Genomic DNA, 16,908 nt, shown 5'->3' on the forward strand with positions numbered 1-16,908 from the left:
GCGGGACCGCGCGATTCGGGGTCGAACGTTCCCGCCCGCGACGACCGCTCGCAATCCCCCATCCCGAAGACAGGTAAGCACCCTTAAGACCCACGGCCGACAGGATTCCCGTATGCAACCGCGCGACCTGTCCGATCACGTCGCATACGAGGCGGGTCGAGGCATCGAGGAGGTCGCCCGCGAACTCGACCGGGACCCCTCCGAATTCGTCAAACTCGCCTCGAACGAGAACCCGCACGGCCCCTCGCCGGCCGCCGCCGTGGCCATCCGCGAGACGGCCTCGAGCGTGAGTTCCTACCCGAAGGCCGCCCACGCCGACCTCACGAGCGCCGTCGCCGACCGCTGGAGCGTCGCCGACGAGCAAGTCTGGCTGGCAAACGGCGGCGACGGTGCGATCGACTACCTCCACCGAGCGGTCCTCGAGCCCGGCGACAGCGTCCTCGTCCCAACGCCCGGCTTCGCCTACTACGGGATGAGTTCCCGGTACCACCACGGCGACGTCCGCGAGTACGAACTCTCGAAGGCCGATGATTTCACGCAGGACGCCGAGACGGTCCTCGAGAGCTACGACGGCGACCGGCTGGTCTTCCTCACCAGCCCGCACAACCCGACCGGCTCGACGATCCCGCTCGAGGAGGTCGAGAAACTCGCCGACGCGACCGACGACGAGACACTGCTCGTCGTCGACGAGGCCTACGGCGAGTTCGCCGACCGGGACAGCGCCGTCGCCCTGCTCGAGGGTCGGGACGGGTTCGAGGCCCGCGACGACGTCGCGGTCCTGCGAACGTTCTCGAAGGCCTACGGACTGGCCGGGGTCAGACTCGGCTACGCGATCGTGCCCGGGGAATGGGCCGACGCCTACGCCCGCGTGAACACACCCTTCGCGGCGAGCGAACTCGCCTGCCGGGCCGGCATCGCTGCCGTCGACGACGACGAACACGTCGAGCGCACCGTCGAGACCGCCCGCGAGTCCCGCGCGTACATGCGCGAACACATCGACGCCCACGTCTGGGAGAGCGAGGGCAACTTCGCCCTCGTCGACGTCGGCGACGCCTCGGCCGTCGCCGAGGAGATGCAACAGCGGGGCGTCATCGTCCGCGACTGCTCGAGTTTCGGCCTCCCGGGCTGTATCCGCATCACCTGCGGCACTGAGGAGGAAACCGAGCGCGCCGTCGAGACAGTAAACGACGTGCTCGCGGATCTCGATATCGAGCCGGGGCCATCGGACGGGGCCGACGAGCCGGACGCGGAGGTCGCCGACTCATGAGACTCGCCGTCACCGGCACGCCCGGCACCGGGAAGACGACCGCGACGGAACTGCTCGAGTCCCGACTGACCGACGCGGACACCGGCGACGGGGACGTGCCGATCCCAGATCTCGAGGTGATCCACCTCAACCGGATCCTCGAGGACGAGGAACTCTACACCGAGGTCGACGCCGACCGCGAGAGTCTGGTTGCCGATCTCGACGCGTTGAGCGAGTGGCTCGCGGGCCGCGATGACATCGTGATCGAATCGCACCTCTCCCACCACGTCGACGCCGATCGAGTCGCCGTGTTGCGGTGTGAGCCGTCGGCGCTCGAGGAGCGACTGCTCGAGCGCGGCGAGTCCGACGCGAAAGCTCGCGAGAACGCAGAGAGCGAAGCGCTCGACGTGATCCTCTCGGAGGCGGTCGAGGAACACGGCCTCGAGTCGGTCTACGAGATCGACACGACCGACCGCGATCCGGCCGCCGTCGCCGAGGAACTCGAAGCGGTCGCGGCGGGCGAGCGCGAACCGAGCGCCGGCGAGGTCGACTTCGTGGGGTACCTGACATGACCCTCGACAAGTTCCGCCCGTACGTCTCGCGGTTCCTCGACCCCTTCGTCAAGGGCTTCGACCGCGCCGGGATGACGCCCAACGGGGTGAGCGTAGTCGCGTTCGGGATGGCGATCTTGGCCGCGGTCGCGTTCGCCCTCGGCGGGCTCGAGGACCCGGTCTGGTACGCCGTGGCGGCCGCGCTCGTGTTTCTCAACGGCTGGCTGGACATCGTCGACGGCGCGCTCGCGCGCGAACAAGACGTTGCCTCGGCCGGCGGCGATCTGCTGGACCACGTCCTCGACAGGTACGCGGACATCGTCGTCATCGCCGGATTGGCCGCGGGACTCGAGGACTACCTGCTCGGCTTCGCCGCCGTGACCGGCGTCGTGATGACCTCGTATCTGGGGACGCAGGCCCAAGCCGTCGGGCTCGACCGGGTCTACGGCGGTCTCGTCGGTCGCGCTGACCGGCTGGCGATCATCGGTATCGCCGGCTTCCTCGCGTACCCGCTGGCGGGGACGACGCTGGCCGGGTTCACGCTCGTCGGCTGGCTGCTCGTCTTCCTCGCGGTCGTCGGCCACCTGACCGCGCTCCAGCGGTTCTACTACTCGTGGGCCGCCCTCGAGTAATCCACGTCTCACTCCGTTTTCCGGGCGTTCTGCCCGGCTGCAACCGCGCCGCATGCTTTATCCCTTACCGGAATATAGAGTCTGTCATGGTTCAGTGCGAGATGTGTGGGGCCGAGACGTCGTCCCCGAAAACCATCAAAGTCGAGGGCGCGAAGCTAGACGTGTGTTCGGACTGCACGGACTTCGGCACTGAAGTCAAAGACACCTCGAGTTCGAGTTCGTCGACGAAGTACTCGACCAGCTCGAGTTCGTCCTCCTCGGGCGGGGGCGGCCAGTCGTCCGGGTCGAGCGCGAGTTCCTCGAGTTCGGGCGGCTCGAGCCAGCGCCGCTCGGACATGTTCGACGACATGGACGAGCTCGCGACCGATTATGACGACCGCGTCCGCAACGCTCGCGAGAACAAGGGGCTGAGCCAGTCCGATCTCGCGAACGAACTCAACGAGAAGGCGAGCCTGATTCGCAAGATCGAACGCGGCGACACGCTGCCGAGCGACAAGGTCCAGTCCGAACTCGAGGACTTCCTCGAGATCTCCCTGAGCGCACAGGGCGGGTCGGCGGAGGACTCGGAGTGGTCCGGCGGCTCCTCGACGGGAAGCTACACGCTGGGCGATGTCGTCAAGCGAAAGGACTGACTGAGCATCGCTCCTCGATCACGTCGCTGACTCGCAAGCTATTTCTTCCGTGCGGGTGCGGTTGCCGATATGTTCGTCCTGGTTAATCTGAAGACGTATCCGTGCGATCCGATCGAAGTCGCAGAAGCCGTCCGCGACGTGAACGAGCGTACCGACGCCCGGCTTGCCGTCGCGCCGCAGGCGGCCCATCTCGAGCGGGTCGCCGAGACGGGCGCGGAGACGTGGGCCCAACACGTCGATGCGATCGAACACGGGAGCAACACCGGCCACGCGCTCGCCGAGAGCGTCGCCGACGCGGGCGCGGTCGGCACGCTGATCAACCACTCCGAGCGACGGCTGAAACTGGCCGATATCGACGGTGCGGTCCGGGCGGCCGAGCGCGCGGACCTCGAGACGGTCGTCTGTGCGAACAACCCGGCCCAGATCGGCGCGGCCGCGGCGCTTGGCCCGGATGCCGTCGCCGTCGAGCCGCCGGAACTCATCGGCACGGGAACGCCGGTCAGTCAGGCCGACCCCGACGTCGTCGAAGACGCCGTCGAGGCCGCGGCGAACGTCGATTCCGAGGTCTCGGTCCTCTGTGGTGCGGGCATCAGTACGGGCGACGACGTCGTCGCCGCGGGCGATCTCGGCGCCGAAGGCGTCCTGCTCGCCAGCGGCGTCGCGAAAGCCGACGATCCGAGCGCGGCCCTCGAGGACCTCGTCGAACCGCTCTGAGCCGTCGCGGAGCGCCTCGGATTCGGGCACAGTGCCGACCGACTTTTCTCCGTCCCCGCCGAAGGTGTGTGCATGACTGACAACGGAAACGAAAACGGGGCGGAGGCCACGACCGTCACGGGGGAGCGATCCGTCGCCGTCACGCTCGAGAATCGGTTGATGAGCCACGGGCTCTACGTGACCTCGTTCGCGTGGCTGGACGACACCGAGCCGCCGGGCGAGGACGGGGCGGGAATCGAACTCGAGTACGAGGCCGTCTCCGAGGTACCCGCCGTCACGAACGACGAGGTCGGGGCCGTCCTGCGGACGCTCCTGACGATCGGCGACGAGCGGGAGTGGACGCCCGGCCGACTCGAGGTCACGTCGCTGACGACCGAGGGGGACGTTCGCGGCTGGTGGTACGTCGAACGCGAGTGGTTCGACCGACTCGGTGACGATCTCTCACAACTCGAGTTCTCCCAGCGTGTGCTGAATACCGTGAAAAATTACCAACGCGAGTGAAAATGTCGTTACATTCGACCGGAGAGATAGATTAATAACGCCGCATACGCCTGTGTTTCGTAGACGATCTCATGACTGGAGAACAGGTGTACGTCTCGCACGCGCCCGGTGATCTCGACCTCGTTCAGGACCTGTTCTCGACTGTCAAGAACTTCCCCTTCGGCGTGCATATCGCGCTCGAGGAGATCGAGTCCGGCCGGTCGCGAAAGCGACTCGAGGGCCGACTCGCCAACAGTGATCTCGTCGTCGCGGTGTTGACCGAGGACGGGGCCGGAAACCGCTGGATCGAACAGGAAATCGGCTACGCGGTGGCGAAAGGGATCCCCGTCTTGCCGCTCTACGACGAGGGAACCGGTCCCCACGGCTACATCAGTGACGTCGAGGGCGTGGCGATCGATCGAAGCGATCTCACGGTGACGATCTTCAATCTGCTCTGTCGGCTGCGAGGGGCCCTCGCCCCGTTGGGTGCGCTGTCGGTCCCGAACTGGTACATTCGGTTCCCGTGTACGGTCCCCGACTGCGGGCACCCGGTCACGCTCGAACTCGAGCAGGGCCAGACGAAGCTCTGGAAACTCCACAGTCACGGCAAACTCCTGACGGCGGCGTGTGCGTCCTGCGAGTCGACGTACTACTTCAACCCGGCGACGATCGGCTTTATCAGCCGCGCGGACGGTGAGGAGACTCAGTCGTCGGCTCGGAGCCGCTCGTAGGCTTCGGTGACGAGTTTGAACGCCGACTGACTGCCGCTCTGTCGGTCCGGATGGGCGCGTTTGACCTGCGAATGAAACGCCTCGCGGATCGCCTCGTCGCTCGCGTCCGCGTCGACACCGAGCACCTCGCGGGCACGCTGTTTTCGCATGGCGACGTCGGTGACGATCCCCTTCTCCTCGGCGTCGGCTTTGCAGTCTGGACACAGCCGTTCCGTGCGCTCGTCGATCGTGGTGACCCGAAAGCGTTCCGCGGAGACCAGTTCCCGACACTGGCTACAGCGGTTCCGGTCCCCGACCGTCTCCGCCGAGTCGGTCTCGTCGCCGGTCGTCTCATTGGATTCGGCCGCCGTTTCCGATCCGGCGGTCCGAGCGGCGGCCGAATCGGTCGCATCCGCGTCGGCAGCGTCCGAGCCGCCGTGTCCCGGTGCTTCGGCTACACAGGACGGACAGCACGACAGGACCGTTCCGTCATCGAGCACGATGTCCTCGAGCTCGGCCGTGAGACAGGGTTCGGTACAGCCGTCACAGGTGTCCCGACGCTGATCGAGCGAGTCGCCTTTCCGCGCGGCCGCTCTGGCGTGGGGCTCACACTCCGGACAGCAGACGACCTGCTCGCCGTCCGGCATCGTCACCGTCGTCAAGTCCTCGAGCCCGACCGTTCGGCCGCACCCGTCACAGCCGGCCCGACGTTCGCCGACTACAGCCATCACGCGAGCGGTTCGGGTTCGTCCCATATTAGTTCTTCTGCTGACAGTCACTGCCGGCGTCATCTCGCCGGCCGAAGCGATCGTCTCGCAGTACACTCGCCGATCCGGGCTCGAGTCTCGAACAGACCGCTCGAACGGACGGGTGTAGGAACTGCTTACCGAACGCGGGGGACTTGGAAACCCGGCAATCGACGCTGAACGGGATCGATAACAAAGTGGTCCCCCGTCGACCGACCGGTCGTGCGAGGCGACCCTCGCACGGAGACGCGCTGTCCGATGGACGGCACTCGGCGGCCGGCCGTCGCCGAGTTCCTCCTCTCCTGTCAGGGATTTCAGCGGCTGTCACGATCGAGACGAGTTCGGCGTTCGTCTCGAGCGAATCCGCTTCTCGACTCCCGTCTCCGGACTCAGTCCCATCGCTCGAGCGGAATCGGGAAATCAATAGGACCCCGGACCCGAGGGTCGCGTATGGACACGGCAGTTCAAACCGGGGCTCGTGATAGCGCGGCCGGCCGGCAACGAGTCGGTATCGCGGTGGTCGACACCGTTCTCATCGCCGGATTCGTCCTCCTCGGCCGCATCGAACACGGCGGGAATCCGCTCGCCGAACCGCTCGCCTCGCTCGAGACGATCGCGCCGTTCGTGATCGGCTGGCTCGCTGTCGCGCTCCTCGCGGGGATTTACACCCGCGACCGCCCCGTGGGACGCGACGGGCTACGGCTGACGGCCGTGGCCTGGATCGCGGCGGCGAACGTCGGGCTCATGCTCCGGGTCTCCTTGTTCGAGGGGAGTGCGACGTGGCCGTTCCCGCTGGTCATCACCGGCTTCGGACTGCTGGTCTTGCTCGGCTGGCGACTCGGATACACCCTGTACCTATCAGTGACGGAGTAATTCCTCACGCCGGTGATCAGTGCTGCTAGCATGAACGGAATCGAACGTATAAGAAATAGATAGTGTAGTTTTCTCGAGGGAGAGGGATCGGCTCTCTACACCGTTTCCGGGCGGTAATCGTGGTCCATTCGTCTCTCCGAACCGCTCGAGCGGTAATATATCATTATTCCGAATTTAGATAAGCAACTCATAAGTTATGGATATCAGTCTACGTGGATATCTATTATAGATCCGTCTACCATGAACCGATTATGGGAAACACTTATATGGCTATTCCTCATACTATAGGATAGATTATGACTGGATATTACGACATTGTTCTCGGCCTCATCCCAGTCGCACTGCTCGGTATCACCGCGGCCCTGATGCTCGTCGGACTGTCTCTGACTGCGGCGGTACCGCTCGGATCGCTGGTCGCGATGGGAATCATCGGACACGCAATGTTCGTCAATACGCCAGCAGACTCCGCCGACGAGCCCCGGTCCGCGCGCCCGCCGATTAACGCGGACTAATCTCACTGTCTCTCCGGTTCTCTCCCGTCACCGTTTCTCCCATCCGATTGCTTTTCCCGTCTCCGTTCCGTGCTGTCGGCCATGACCGACACGCTGTTTCTGACCAGTGCAGCCGTCGACGGTCTCGCGACACCGGCCGAATACGTCGACGCCGTCCGCGAGGGCTATCGCCAGCGCGGCGACGGCGCGCCCGCCCAGCCGCGGTCGAAGTTCCTCCGCGCCGATCCCGAGGGAATGCTCACGAGCTACGCCGCCGTGCTCCCCGAGACCGGCGCGATGGGCGGCTACATGTACAGCGCCGGCTTCGGTGCCGGCGACGCTTGGTTCATGACCCCGCTGTTCGACGCCGAGAGCGGCGCACCGCTCGCCCTGCTCGACGGCGCGAGCATGAACCCGTTCAAGACCGGTGCCGCCGGCGCCGTCGGCGTCGACGAACTCGCCCGCGCGGACGCCGACGCCCTCGCGGTCATCGGCAGCGGCGCGCAAGCGCGAGGCCAACTCCGCGCGACCGCGACCGTCCGGGAGTTCGACGAGGTCCGCGTCTACTCGCCGACGCCCGCGAACCGCGAGGCCTTCGCGGCCGACTTCGACGCCGATCTCGAGGCCGACGTTCGCGCGGTCGACTCGAGCACCGCCGCCGTCACGGGCGCGGACGTCGTGATCACGGCGACGAAAGCGAGCGAGCCGGTCTTCGACGGCGACGACCTCGAGCCCGGGACTCACGTCACTGCGATGGGTCAGTACTCGCCGGACAAGCGCGAGTTAGATACGACGACCATCGAGCGGGCGACCTACGTGCCCGACCTCCGCGAACGGGCGACGGTCGACGCGGGCTCGTTCATACAGGCGCTCGAGGCGGGTGCGATCACCGAGGACCACGTCCACGCGGAGTTGGGCGAGATCGTCGCGGGGAACGCGCCCGGTCGGACGAGCGACGACGAGATCACGGTCTTCGACAGCGGCGGCACGGGGATCGAGACGGTCGCCGCGGCGTACATGCTCTACGAGCGCGCCAGCGAACGGGGGCTCGGACAGACGATCGAGTTCGCACCCGCGAGCGAGGCGCTGACTGGCGACTGACCGCTCGAGACCGCAGTGCCTGACGGCCGAGCGTGGAGAAACGAACGAAATCCGTTTTCGACGCCGGTTCCGACTCGAGCCGACTACTCGCTCGCGGGTCGAATCTTGAACCCGTAGCGGGTGACGCCTTCCTGCGTGTAGATCCGGCGGATGGTCGTCTCGACGCGGTCGCCGACCGCGAACGCGTCGGGCTCCGCGTCGGTGCCCATCACCGGGGCGCTGACGGTCTCGTCGCCGCCGTCTGCTCGTTGGGTCTCCGACGCAACGCTGGCCTCGAGGGCGACGATCGCCGCCGTATAGTCGCCGGACTTGGCCTGCTGTTCGGCGAACTCCGGCGGCGCGCCGCCCTGTGAAATGGTCGTTACAGCCTCGATCGTCCCCTCGCCGGCGAGTTCGAGGGGCTCGTACTCGGCGAGCGCACCGCAGTCGTCACACGCGCCTTCCGGCGGGAACGAGAGCGCGCCACACTCCGAACAGCGGCCGGCCTCGAGCCGGTAGCGCTGGGGGAGCGAGCGCTTCCACGAGGGGACGCTGACGTACGCGCCGCCGCCCGACGGCGGCCCGGTGGTCACGACGCCGCGCTGGCGCAGGTACTCGGCGTAGGAGAGCGGGTCCGACCCCTCGAGTGCGGTCACCGCAGGCACGTCGCCCTCGGCCGAAACGACGAACGCGTCTGCGCCAGCGCCGCTGCCGTGGGAGACCCCCAATACCGACTCGTAGCCATCTGCGAGCGCCGTCGCGAGCGAGACGGGGACGCTCGCAGCGCCGAGGTCACCCAGTTCGTGAACTGTCGCCGCCGCCTGAATCTCGTCGGTGCCGACGCCCGCCGCGCCCGCAGCGCGGTAGGGAAGCTTCCCGTCGGGTGCCTGAATCGCGGCTGCCTCGGGCTCGGGTTCGACCTCGAGGCCCGAGACGGCCCCGCCGATCGTCTCCGAAAACGCCTGCCGGTCGTACTGGGTGACGCCCAGTCCTTGCGTCTCGTCCTCGCCGGTGACCCGGAACCGGGTCCCCGGATACGGCGCGGAATACTCGGCGCGGTCGGTGATTTCGGCCGGGCCGTCGCCGTCCGTTCGTTGCGTCCCCGACGCAACGCTCTCGACGACGAACGCGGCGCTGCCGGCTCCGGCGGCGTGGTCGATCCCGTCGTCGGGGTCGCCCTTCGGCGCGTCGGCCGCGACGACCAGCGCGGTGGTCGACTCGGCCTCGAGCGCGTCGAGGCCGGCCCAGAGCGCGCGGGTGCCGGCGCGCGTGCTCCCGGTGAATACCTGTCTGGTCGCCGCCTCCGAGAGCGCGAGCATCGCGCCCAGCCGGGCGGTCGGGTCCTCTTCGGCCTCCGGCGGTCGCGAGGACGCGAACCCGAACCAGTCGATTTCGGCGGGGTCGGTCTCGGCCGCCTCGAGCGCGCGGGTCGCGGCCTCGTAGCCCATCGTCAGGGCGTCCTCGTCGGCCGATGGGACGGCCTTCTGGGTGACGCCGGCGGCGTGGAACTGGCCCCACGCTTCCTCGAACGCCTCCGAACTGATGCGGAACCGGGGCGCGTACGCGCCGACGCCGGTGATTGCGCTCATGCGTCCACCTCCGATTCCTTCTCGAAGACGTGGATCACTGACGCACCGCCGCTGCCGCCGACGTTGTGGGTCAGCCCGCGGGCGGGGCTCTCGACCTGTCGCTCGCCCGCCGTGCCGGTGAGCTGTTTGTAGGCCTCGACGACCTGTCCGGCCCCCGTCGCGCCGATGGGGTGGCCCTTGGACTTGAGACCGCCGGAGGTATTCACTGGGAGATCGCCGCCGAGTTCGGTCGCGCCGGACTCGATCAACTGGCCCGCCTCGCCTTTCTCGCAGAAACCGAGATCCTCGTAGGCCAGCAGTTCGGCGATGGCGAAGCAGTCGTGGACCTCCGCGAAGTCGAGGTCGTCGGGCCCCACGCCGGCCATCTCGTAGGCCGACTCGGCGGCCCGCTGGCTCGCGGGGACGCCGGTGTAGGTGTCGCGCTGGAAGAGGCCGACGGTGTCGCTGCCCGCGCCGACGCCGGCGACGCGGATCGGGTCGTCCGTGTAGTCGTCGACGACGTCCTCGCTGACGATCAGCGCACAGGCCGCGCCGTCCGAGGTCGGACAGCAGTGATAGAGGTTCAGCGGGTCCGCGACGACCGGCGCGGACTGGGCGTCCTCGAGCGAGCACTCGAAGCCCAACTGCGCGTGTGGGTTCTTGGCCCCGTTCGCGTGGTTTTTCACCGCGACCCGCGAGAGCTGTTCGCGCGTGGTGCCGTACTGCTCCATGTGGACGCTGGCCATCTGGGCGTAGACGCCGGAGAACGTGGTGCCCGAGAGCCGCTCCCACTCGGTCTCCCCGGAGACGCCGAGCCAGTACTTCGTCGCGTCCGAACTCATGTCGGACATGATCTCGAAGCCGCCCGCGAGGACGACGTCGGCCATCCCCGATTTGACGGCTTGGACCGCCTGCCGGACCGCGAAGCCGCTCGCCGCGCAGGCGTTTTCGACCCGCGTCGTCGGCACGCCGTCGAGGCCCACGTGTTCGGTCACTGCCGGGCCGGAGAGGCCGAGTTGGCGGCCCCCGACGCCGAGGTTGCCGATAACGGCCTCGTCGATATCCCTGGCCTCGAGTCCCTTCGGTACGCTGTCAGTCGCTGCGTCGAACGCCGTGCGGAACAGGGATCGGTAGCTCTCGGAGGGGAAGGCCCCGTAATCCGACTGCCCCGCGCCGACGAGGTACGCGTCTCGCATACTCGCCTTTCGGTGAGCCGCTGTGAAATAAGTGTACACTCGCTCACGGTCGATCATCACAAACGCGCCGCGGCGGGAGCCGGCGGGGTGAGCGATCGCGTTCGAGAACGGATATGTAGCATTCAGGCGTACTGAGACGTGACACGGGATTCAAGCGTCTCGTTCACGTACCTCGAGTATGTCCCGCGCGGCAGAGCTCGTGTCCGCCCTCGAGACGGCCGACTCGCTGGCGATCGTCTGCCACGACAATCCGGATCCGGACTGTCTCGCCAGCGCGCTCGCGCTCGAAGCGATCGCTCACGAACACGACGTCGAGGACGTGACGATCGCCTACGGCGGCGAGATATCCCACCAACAAAACCGCGCGTTCGTCAACCTCCTCGACATCAGCCTCCGGACGATCGCGAAGACCGATCTCGAGGAGTACGACAGCGTGAGCTTCGTCGATCACAGCAGCCCGGGCGCGAACACGGAAGTGCCGTCGGCGGTCACGCCCGACGTCGTCGTCGACCACCATCCCGGCGAGTCGGCCGCCGCCGCGTTCGAGGATGTCCGCACCGACTACGGCGCGACGGCGACCATCTTCGTCGAGTACCTGCGGGAACTCGAGGTCGACCTGACCACGCGGCTCGCCTCGGCGCTGCTCTTCGCGCTCCACCGGGAGCGACTGGACTTCGTTCGCGAGCCGACCCGACGCGAGTACGAGGCCGCGCTATCGGTCTACCCCGACGCGGAACTCGAGACCCTCGAACAGCTCTACGGCAGCGCGTTTTCGCCGGGAACCTTAGACGCCATCGGCCGGGCCATCGCCAGCCGGGAACGCCGGGGCTCCTCGCTCGTCGCGAGCGCCGGGAAAACGACCGAGACGGACGCGCTCCCGCAGGCGGCGGACTACCTGCTCAACCTCGAGGGAGTGAACACGGTCTTGGTCTACGGCATCGTCGACGACGTGATCCGGCTGAGCGGCCGCTCGATCGATCCGCGGGTCCACATGGGCGAGACGTTAGAGGAGGGGTTCGACGAACTCGGCGCGGTCGGCGGCCACCACGACATGGCCGGCGGTCGCATCGAACTCGGCCTGTTCGCCGACGAAGGCGACGACGCCGACGAACTCCTCGAGTTCGTCGGGGGACGGCTCACCCGCCGGTTCTTCGATGCATTGAATCTCGACGATTGATGGAGCCGATCGCTCGGCTCGCTCGCACCTCAGTCGATATCGATCGAACGGGCCTCGTCGTCCGACTCGCGTTTCGGCAGCCGGATCGTCAGGATGCCGTTGTTGACGCTGGCTTTGACTGCGTCGTCGTCGACCGGCTCGGGGAGGCGAAGCTGTCGACTGAACGATTTCGTCTCGCGCTCGCGTCGGATGTAGTTCTCCTCCTCGCCCCCGAGATCCTGACTGTGCTCTCGCTGGCCCGACACGGCCAGCGTCTGCCCGGAGAGGCGCAACTCGAGGTCGTCGCTCTCGTAGCCGGGAACGTCGATCGTGACGACGAACTCGTCGCCCTCGTCCGCGAGGTCCAGACTCGTCTCCGCGCCGCTCATCGAGAGATCGAGTTGGCTCCGCTGGTCGACCTGGGTTTCCCACGACTTCGTCGCCGTCTCGATCTGGCGGTTCAGTCGGTCGAGCAGTTCGTCGATACCGTCGAACGGGCGGGGTCGATCTGCCATGGTATCTCTTCTCGAGTGTAGGGAGCCGACGGCGAAAAAGGCCACCTCAGGCCTGTGTGATGGTCTCGCACGCTAATATGTTAGCCGATGGACTTGCGGCAGAACCGAGGGGTGGGCTGGTCGTTTTTACGCTCCCGAACGTAGCGTTGGATATGACGGACGCACTATTCGTCGTCAGCGAAGAGGGGTACTGGGGAGAGGAATGCGTCGAGCCGCTCGAGACGCTCTCGGCGGCCGGCGTCGAGATCACGGTCGCGACGCCGTCGGGCAGCCCGCCGGTCGTCGACGAGCGCTCGATCGATCCCGACGAGGTCGGCGAGGAGACCGCCGAACACGTCCGGGAGGTCGCAGAGAACGACGAGCGACTGAACGACCCGATCCCGGTCGCACAGGCCGACGCCGAGGGGTACGACGCCATCGTCTTCCCCGGCGGGCACGGGACCGCGTGGGACATCAATCAGGACAAACACGCCCGACAGCTCCTCCGGGACGCCGTCGAGGGCAACGGCAAGGCGCTCGTCGTCTGCCACGCCGTCGGCATGCTCGGCTTCGCTCGGGACAGCCACGGGGCGTTCATCGTCAACGGCCGCGACGTGACCGGCTTCCCCAACGAGTGGGAGGAGGGCATCGTCGACGAGCAGGACCGTATGCCCGACGGCCGCAAACTGCCCTACTGGGTCGAGGACGAAGTGAAAGCTGCCGGCGGGAACTGGGACGCCGAACTCGACGCCGACACCAGCGTCACCGTCGACGGCGACCTCCTCACCGCCCGCGGTCCCGGCTCCTCGAGCGCCGCGGCCGAGACGCTGCTCGAGGAACTCGACATCGAACTCGAAGCGTAGCGGAGTCGATTCGACTCGTCCGATCGGGTCCTCTACCGACCGTCGCTGCGTCAACCCGGACGGGGACGGTTCTCGTTCCGTCGTGCTGACAGCCCCTGAGCTATTTCTATCTGTTCGTGTTGAGCGAGTCACATGCCGGCAATTCGAACGCGAGGACTCACGAAACGGTACGGTGCCGGCGACGACGCCGTCGTTGCCCTCGAGGCGCTCGACCTCGAGGTCGCGGAGGGGGAGGTGTTCGGCTTTCTCGGGCCGAACGGCGCCGGAAAAACGACCACGATCGACCTGCTGCTGGACTTCGTCCGGCCGAGCGAGGGGGACGCGACCGTCCTCGGCTACGACACGCAAGCTGAGACGGACGCGGTCCGCGACCGCGTCGGGGTGCTCCCGGAGGGGTTCGACCTCTGGAACCGCTCGTCGGGCCGTCGTCACCTCGAGTTCGCGATCGAGTCACAGGACGGGGACGCCGACCCCGAGACCCTGCTCGAGCGGGTCGGACTCGACCGGGACGACGGGCGGCGGCCGGTCGGGGAGTACTCGAAGGGGATGTCCCAGCGCCTCGCGATGGCGATGGCGCTGTCGGGCGACCCCGACCTGTTGATCCTCGACGAACCCTCGGGCGGACTCGATCCCCACGGAATCCGGACGATGCAGGAGATCGTCCGCGAGGAGGCGAGGCGGGGGACGACCGTCTTCTTCTCGAGTCACATCCTCGGGCAGGTCGCGGCGGTCTGTGACCGGGTCGGGATCTTGGACGACGGCGAACTGGTCACCGTCGACACCATCGAGGGGCTCCGGGAGACGGCCGGGGTGGGCTCGCGACTCGTCGTCGAAGTCGCCAGCGCGCCCGGCGCGTCGGTCGACGACCTGACCGCGATCGAGGGCGTCACCGACGTGACCCGCGCCGAAGACGGGCTGCACGTCTCGTATACGGACCCGCGGACCAAGGCGACGGTCGTCCATCGACTCGTCGAGGGAGACGCGGCGGTGCTCGACTTCGATATCGAGGAGGCGACCCTCGAGGACCTATTTGCGGCGTTTACTGGCTCGGACGCCGATGTAGGAGGCAGCGATGCGGACCTCGAGCGCGATGCGGACCTCGAGCGCGATGCAGACGCGAGGGTCGAGGGAGAGGGCGACAGTGAGGGAAGCGGCGAAGGCGCACTCGGGGCGGGCCCCGAGGAGGTGGACCGATGACGTGGGTCGCGATCGCGCGCAAGGACTTCGAGGATGTCGTGCGTTCGCGGATGGTCTGGGGGATCATCGGGATCTTTCTGGTCCTGATGGGGATCGTCACCGTCGGCGCGTCGTCCCAGATCGAGGACCCCGCCGCGACGGACGTCATCTTCTTTTTCACCAACGTCGGCGGCCAGCTGTTCGTCCCGATCATCGCCCTGGTCGTCGGCTACATGGCGATCGTCGGGGAGCGCCAGTCGGGCAGTCTGCGAATCCTGTTCGGGCTCTCCCACAACCGCCGCGACGTGCTCTTCGGCAAACTCGCGAGCCGGACCGGCGTCATCGCCGCTGCGACGCTCATCGCCTGCGCCTTCACCGTGGTGTTGATGCTCGCTCTCTTCGGTTCGCTGCCCGTCCGGACGGTGCTCGCGTTCGTCGCTCTGACGCTCCTGCTCGGAGCCGCCTTTACCGCCATCGCCGTCGGCGTCTCGGCGATGACCGCCACCCGGACGCAGGCGATGGGCGGCGCGATCGGCAGCTACATCCTCTTTACCCTGCTGTGGCATCCGCTGGTCGCCGGGCTCCACTACCTGCTCGAGGGGGACCTCGTCGGGCTCGAGGCCCCGGGCTGGTACCTCTTCGCGCTCCGGCTCAACCCGCTCGAGGCGTACAGGCAGGCCATGAGCCTGCTGGTCGACGGCTACGTGCCGGCGCTGGTTGGCTGGGAGACCATCGTCGAGGACGTTCCCCAGGGGGCGTTTCAGCAGGGAACGCTCGCGGTGTCGGACCGCGTCGTCGGGGACGTGCCGTTCTACCTGTCGGAGTGGTTCGCCGCCGTCGTGCTGGCGGTCTGGATCGTCGTCCCGGTCGCGATCGGTTACCGACGCTTCGAGCGGGCCGACCTGAACTGAGCCCCTCGAGACGGGGTTGGCGATCGGCGGCGACTCGCGGCCCGCCGGTCGGTCGCCGGAGGCATCTGTCGACCGGGGTCCCGCCGTCGGTCGATTTGCAGCTATCTCGGCGTTCCGGCCGCTGACGGCGGTTACGGACCGCAGACCGAGCGAGTTATCAGCGCCGGTTCCCGAGCACACTCGTGGGTTCCGCCCGATCGAACACGTCCGACCAATCCAGTTCGTTGCAGAGTCGCGGCTATCACATCACCGTCGACGACGGTCGCGACTCCTTTTTCGCACTCAGTATCGAGGATCCGACCAGCGAGGACGCGTGGCTCATGTCGGACACCGTCGTCGCGCTCGAGGAAATGCGGTAACTACCGTCGAACTCCGCCCGCGCCGATCGACGCTCTCGTCTTGGCTCGAATCAGTCCCTTTTTACACGCAGACGGGGAACGACAGGCTATGAGCTTCGAGGAAGACGATCGCGTCGTCCTGCACGACGAGCACAGCGAGTTCGACGGCGAAACCGGTACCGTCTCCCAGACGATGGAGTCGATGTTCGGCGACGTCACCTACACCATCAGCTTCGAGGACGGACAGGAAGCCGGCGTCCCCGAGGACGACCTCGAGGCGGCCGACGAGGCAGACGCCGAAGACGACGAGGAATAACCACCGCTCGCGGGCCGATTTTCCGTCGGGTCCGCTCGCCGACTGTCACCGCGCCGGACCGACGCGACTGCGCCCACACTACCCACATCGAGATTCGAATCGCAGATGCCACAGATCCCGCTTCACTACGTCGATTTACGGACGTTTTGCTACGCCACCGAGGACGAAAAGCGCGTCGAGGAGGCGCTCCGAACCTTCCTCCCCGAGGAGTTCGAGATCGAACGCGCCGAGAGCGAGGGCCACTACGGCGACCGCATCCTCGTCCTCTCGGCCCGCGTCGAGAACGCCGACGACGTTCGCCACGTCCTCTCGCGGCTGGCCGACCTCGAGTCCTTCGACGAGTTGATCGACGAACTCGACGAGCGGGTCACCGAGAACACCGAACTGTTCCTGCGACTCGACAAGCAGGCCGCCTTCGAGGGCGACGTTCGCCTCGGCGCCGGGATCACCTTCCGCGGGAAGGTCGAGGCCTACCCGGCGAAGAAGGCACAGGCCGTCGAAAACGCCGAGGAAGTCCTCGAGCGACTGCGCGAACAGGACTGAGCGACCTCGCGGTCTCACTTCGTCCGCGGAGTCCGTTCCGTTTTCCGGCGGCTACTCAACGTCCGACACCGACTGTTACATCGTTCCCGAGCAGCGGTCAGTCTCGTCTCCGACCGAACGTGACTCTGGTTGCGAAGGGCTTTTGACTGGCCAGTCAGTATGCCATATAGAACTGTTCTGAATGACGGACGA

Annotated in this window: 21 protein-coding genes; 17 read left to right on the top strand and 4 right to left on the bottom strand. The window is 67.0% G+C overall.

From position 1 onward, the window contains the following. Positions 1-112 precede the first annotated feature (112 nt). From hisC to ACT4ML_RS12550, 7 genes are all read left to right on the top strand, one after another. The gene (hisC, locus tag ACT4ML_RS12520) at positions 113-1,267 is read left to right on the top strand and encodes a histidinol-phosphate transaminase (protein ID WP_444721179.1); all 1,155 of its coding nucleotides are present in this window, start codon (positions 113-115) and stop codon (positions 1,265-1,267) included. Further along, entirely contained in the window at positions 1,264-1,818 is a 555-nt protein-coding gene (locus ACT4ML_RS12525; RefSeq protein WP_444721180.1) for an adenylate kinase family protein, read from the top strand. Before hisC ends, ACT4ML_RS12525 begins: the two co-directional genes overlap by 4 nt. After that, positions 1,815-2,429 (top strand): CDP-alcohol phosphatidyltransferase family protein, encoded by a 615-nt coding sequence (locus tag ACT4ML_RS12530; protein ID WP_444721181.1) that lies wholly within the window; start codon positions 1,815-1,817, stop codon positions 2,427-2,429. The genes ACT4ML_RS12525 and ACT4ML_RS12530 overlap by 4 nt, the downstream gene beginning before the upstream one ends. Positions 2,430-2,515: 86 nt before the next feature. Beyond that, positions 2,516-3,061 carry a multiprotein bridging factor aMBF1 gene (locus ACT4ML_RS12535; RefSeq protein ID WP_138245165.1) on the top strand — a complete coding sequence of 182 codons (546 nt, stop codon included), beginning with the start codon at positions 2,516-2,518 and terminating at the stop codon, positions 3,059-3,061. Positions 3,062-3,130: 69 nt separating this feature from the next. Then, entirely contained in the window at positions 3,131-3,775 is a 645-nt protein-coding gene (tpiA, locus tag ACT4ML_RS12540) for a triose-phosphate isomerase (RefSeq protein WP_138245164.1), read from the top strand. A gap of 72 nt (positions 3,776-3,847) precedes the next feature. After that, on the top strand, positions 3,848-4,276 hold the full coding sequence (locus ACT4ML_RS12545; protein WP_444721182.1) for a hypothetical protein: 429 nt from the start codon (positions 3,848-3,850) through the stop codon (positions 4,274-4,276). A gap of 71 nt (positions 4,277-4,347) precedes the next feature. Next, positions 4,348-4,986: a toll/interleukin-1 receptor domain-containing protein gene (locus ACT4ML_RS12550; RefSeq protein ID WP_444721183.1), complete on the top strand. Its 639-nt coding sequence runs from the start codon at positions 4,348-4,350 to the stop codon at positions 4,984-4,986. On the opposite strand, the gene ACT4ML_RS12555 is transcribed toward ACT4ML_RS12550, so the two are convergent. Next, the gene (locus ACT4ML_RS12555; RefSeq protein WP_444721184.1) at positions 4,959-5,693 is read right to left on the bottom strand and encodes a J domain-containing protein; all 735 of its coding nucleotides are present in this window, start codon (positions 5,691-5,693) and stop codon (positions 4,959-4,961) included. The genes ACT4ML_RS12550 and ACT4ML_RS12555 overlap by 28 nt on opposite strands. A 468-nt stretch (positions 5,694-6,161) precedes the next feature. On the opposite strand from ACT4ML_RS12555, the gene ACT4ML_RS12560 reads away from it, so the two are divergent. The 3 genes from ACT4ML_RS12560 (at position 6,162) to ACT4ML_RS12570 (ending at position 8,176) form a co-directional block, all read left to right on the top strand. Next, complete coding sequence (locus ACT4ML_RS12560) at positions 6,162-6,584, top strand: DUF3054 domain-containing protein (RefSeq protein ID WP_444721185.1); 423 nt, start codon at positions 6,162-6,164, stop codon at positions 6,582-6,584. Positions 6,585-6,880: 296 nt separating this feature from the next. After that, positions 6,881-7,096, top strand: coding sequence for a hypothetical protein (locus ACT4ML_RS12565; protein ID WP_444721186.1), 216 nt, complete (start codon positions 6,881-6,883; stop codon positions 7,094-7,096). Between the two features lie 81 nt (positions 7,097-7,177). Next, positions 7,178-8,176, top strand: coding sequence for an ornithine cyclodeaminase family protein (locus ACT4ML_RS12570; RefSeq protein WP_444721187.1), 999 nt, complete (start codon positions 7,178-7,180; stop codon positions 8,174-8,176). A gap of 83 nt (positions 8,177-8,259) precedes the next feature. On the opposite strand, the gene ACT4ML_RS12575 is transcribed toward ACT4ML_RS12570, so the two are convergent. Then, positions 8,260-9,744 (bottom strand): zinc ribbon domain-containing protein, encoded by a 1,485-nt coding sequence (locus ACT4ML_RS12575; RefSeq protein WP_444721188.1) that lies wholly within the window; start codon positions 9,742-9,744, stop codon positions 8,260-8,262. Beyond that, a complete protein-coding gene (locus ACT4ML_RS12580; RefSeq protein ID WP_444721189.1) occupies positions 9,741-10,919 on the bottom strand; it encodes a thiolase domain-containing protein in 1,179 nt (392 codons plus the stop codon). The genes ACT4ML_RS12575 and ACT4ML_RS12580 overlap by 4 nt, the downstream gene beginning before the upstream one ends. A 178-nt stretch (positions 10,920-11,097) precedes the next feature. On the opposite strand from ACT4ML_RS12580, the gene ACT4ML_RS12585 reads away from it, so the two are divergent. Continuing rightward, positions 11,098-12,096 (top strand): DHH family phosphoesterase, encoded by a 999-nt coding sequence (locus ACT4ML_RS12585; protein WP_444721190.1) that lies wholly within the window; start codon positions 11,098-11,100, stop codon positions 12,094-12,096. A 29-nt stretch (positions 12,097-12,125) separates the two neighbouring features. Here ACT4ML_RS12585 and ACT4ML_RS12590 read toward each other — a convergent pair whose 3' ends face one another. Further along, positions 12,126-12,590, bottom strand: coding sequence for an Hsp20/alpha crystallin family protein (locus ACT4ML_RS12590; protein ID WP_444721191.1), 465 nt, complete (start codon positions 12,588-12,590; stop codon positions 12,126-12,128). Positions 12,591-12,742: 152 nt separating this feature from the next. Between ACT4ML_RS12590 and ACT4ML_RS12595 the strand changes: the two genes are divergently transcribed. The 6 genes from ACT4ML_RS12595 (at position 12,743) to ACT4ML_RS12620 (ending at position 16,716) form a co-directional block, all read left to right on the top strand. Next, a complete protein-coding gene (locus tag ACT4ML_RS12595; RefSeq protein WP_444721192.1) occupies positions 12,743-13,432 on the top strand; it encodes a type 1 glutamine amidotransferase domain-containing protein in 690 nt (229 codons plus the stop codon). Between the two features lie 132 nt (positions 13,433-13,564). Further along, complete coding sequence (locus ACT4ML_RS12600; RefSeq protein ID WP_444721193.1) at positions 13,565-14,629, top strand: ATP-binding cassette domain-containing protein; 1,065 nt, start codon at positions 13,565-13,567, stop codon at positions 14,627-14,629. Continuing rightward, the gene (locus ACT4ML_RS12605; RefSeq protein ID WP_444721194.1) at positions 14,626-15,519 is read left to right on the top strand and encodes an ABC transporter permease subunit; all 894 of its coding nucleotides are present in this window, start codon (positions 14,626-14,628) and stop codon (positions 15,517-15,519) included. The genes ACT4ML_RS12600 and ACT4ML_RS12605 overlap by 4 nt, the downstream gene beginning before the upstream one ends. A 182-nt stretch (positions 15,520-15,701) precedes the next feature. Next, positions 15,702-15,878 carry a hypothetical protein gene (locus tag ACT4ML_RS12610; RefSeq protein WP_444721195.1) on the top strand — a complete coding sequence of 59 codons (177 nt, stop codon included), beginning with the start codon at positions 15,702-15,704 and terminating at the stop codon, positions 15,876-15,878. Between the two features lie 88 nt (positions 15,879-15,966). After that, the gene (locus tag ACT4ML_RS12615; RefSeq protein WP_006432697.1) at positions 15,967-16,173 is read left to right on the top strand and encodes a hypothetical protein; all 207 of its coding nucleotides are present in this window, start codon (positions 15,967-15,969) and stop codon (positions 16,171-16,173) included. 105 nt (positions 16,174-16,278) lie between these two features. Then, positions 16,279-16,716, top strand: a complete 438-nt coding sequence (locus ACT4ML_RS12620) for an RNA-binding protein (RefSeq protein WP_138245150.1) — start codon at positions 16,279-16,281, stop codon at positions 16,714-16,716. Positions 16,717-16,908 lie beyond the last annotated feature (192 nt).

The organism is Natrinema sp. LN54 (assembly GCF_052439245.1).
GTDB lineage: Archaea > Halobacteriota > Halobacteria > Halobacteriales > Natrialbaceae > Natrinema > Natrinema versiforme_A.

Coding starts and splice junctions, on each gene's coding strand:
- hisC (WP_444721179.1), top strand. CDS start 113: ATGCAACCGCGCGACCTGTCCGATCACGTCGCATACGAGGCGGGTCGA.
- ACT4ML_RS12525 (WP_444721180.1), top strand. CDS start 1,264: ATGAGACTCGCCGTCACCGGCACGCCCGGCACCGGGAAGACGACCGCG.
- ACT4ML_RS12530 (WP_444721181.1), top strand. CDS start 1,815: ATGACCCTCGACAAGTTCCGCCCGTACGTCTCGCGGTTCCTCGACCCC.
- ACT4ML_RS12535 (WP_138245165.1), top strand. CDS start 2,516: ATGGTTCAGTGCGAGATGTGTGGGGCCGAGACGTCGTCCCCGAAAACC.
- tpiA (WP_138245164.1), top strand. CDS start 3,131: ATGTTCGTCCTGGTTAATCTGAAGACGTATCCGTGCGATCCGATCGAA.
- ACT4ML_RS12545 (WP_444721182.1), top strand. CDS start 3,848: ATGACTGACAACGGAAACGAAAACGGGGCGGAGGCCACGACCGTCACG.
- ACT4ML_RS12550 (WP_444721183.1), top strand. CDS start 4,348: ATGACTGGAGAACAGGTGTACGTCTCGCACGCGCCCGGTGATCTCGAC.
- ACT4ML_RS12555 (WP_444721184.1), bottom strand. CDS start 5,693: ATGGCTGTAGTCGGCGAACGTCGGGCCGGCTGTGACGGGTGCGGCCGA.
- ACT4ML_RS12560 (WP_444721185.1), top strand. CDS start 6,162: ATGGACACGGCAGTTCAAACCGGGGCTCGTGATAGCGCGGCCGGCCGG.
- ACT4ML_RS12565 (WP_444721186.1), top strand. CDS start 6,881: ATGACTGGATATTACGACATTGTTCTCGGCCTCATCCCAGTCGCACTG.
- ACT4ML_RS12570 (WP_444721187.1), top strand. CDS start 7,178: ATGACCGACACGCTGTTTCTGACCAGTGCAGCCGTCGACGGTCTCGCG.
- ACT4ML_RS12575 (WP_444721188.1), bottom strand. CDS start 9,744: ATGAGCGCAATCACCGGCGTCGGCGCGTACGCGCCCCGGTTCCGCATC.
- ACT4ML_RS12580 (WP_444721189.1), bottom strand. CDS start 10,919: ATGCGAGACGCGTACCTCGTCGGCGCGGGGCAGTCGGATTACGGGGCC.
- ACT4ML_RS12585 (WP_444721190.1), top strand. CDS start 11,098: ATGTCCCGCGCGGCAGAGCTCGTGTCCGCCCTCGAGACGGCCGACTCG.
- ACT4ML_RS12590 (WP_444721191.1), bottom strand. CDS start 12,590: ATGGCAGATCGACCCCGCCCGTTCGACGGTATCGACGAACTGCTCGAC.
- ACT4ML_RS12595 (WP_444721192.1), top strand. CDS start 12,743: ATGACGGACGCACTATTCGTCGTCAGCGAAGAGGGGTACTGGGGAGAG.
- ACT4ML_RS12600 (WP_444721193.1), top strand. CDS start 13,565: ATGCCGGCAATTCGAACGCGAGGACTCACGAAACGGTACGGTGCCGGC.
- ACT4ML_RS12605 (WP_444721194.1), top strand. CDS start 14,626: ATGACGTGGGTCGCGATCGCGCGCAAGGACTTCGAGGATGTCGTGCGT.
- ACT4ML_RS12615 (WP_006432697.1), top strand. CDS start 15,967: ATGAGCTTCGAGGAAGACGATCGCGTCGTCCTGCACGACGAGCACAGC.
- ACT4ML_RS12620 (WP_138245150.1), top strand. CDS start 16,279: ATGCCACAGATCCCGCTTCACTACGTCGATTTACGGACGTTTTGCTAC.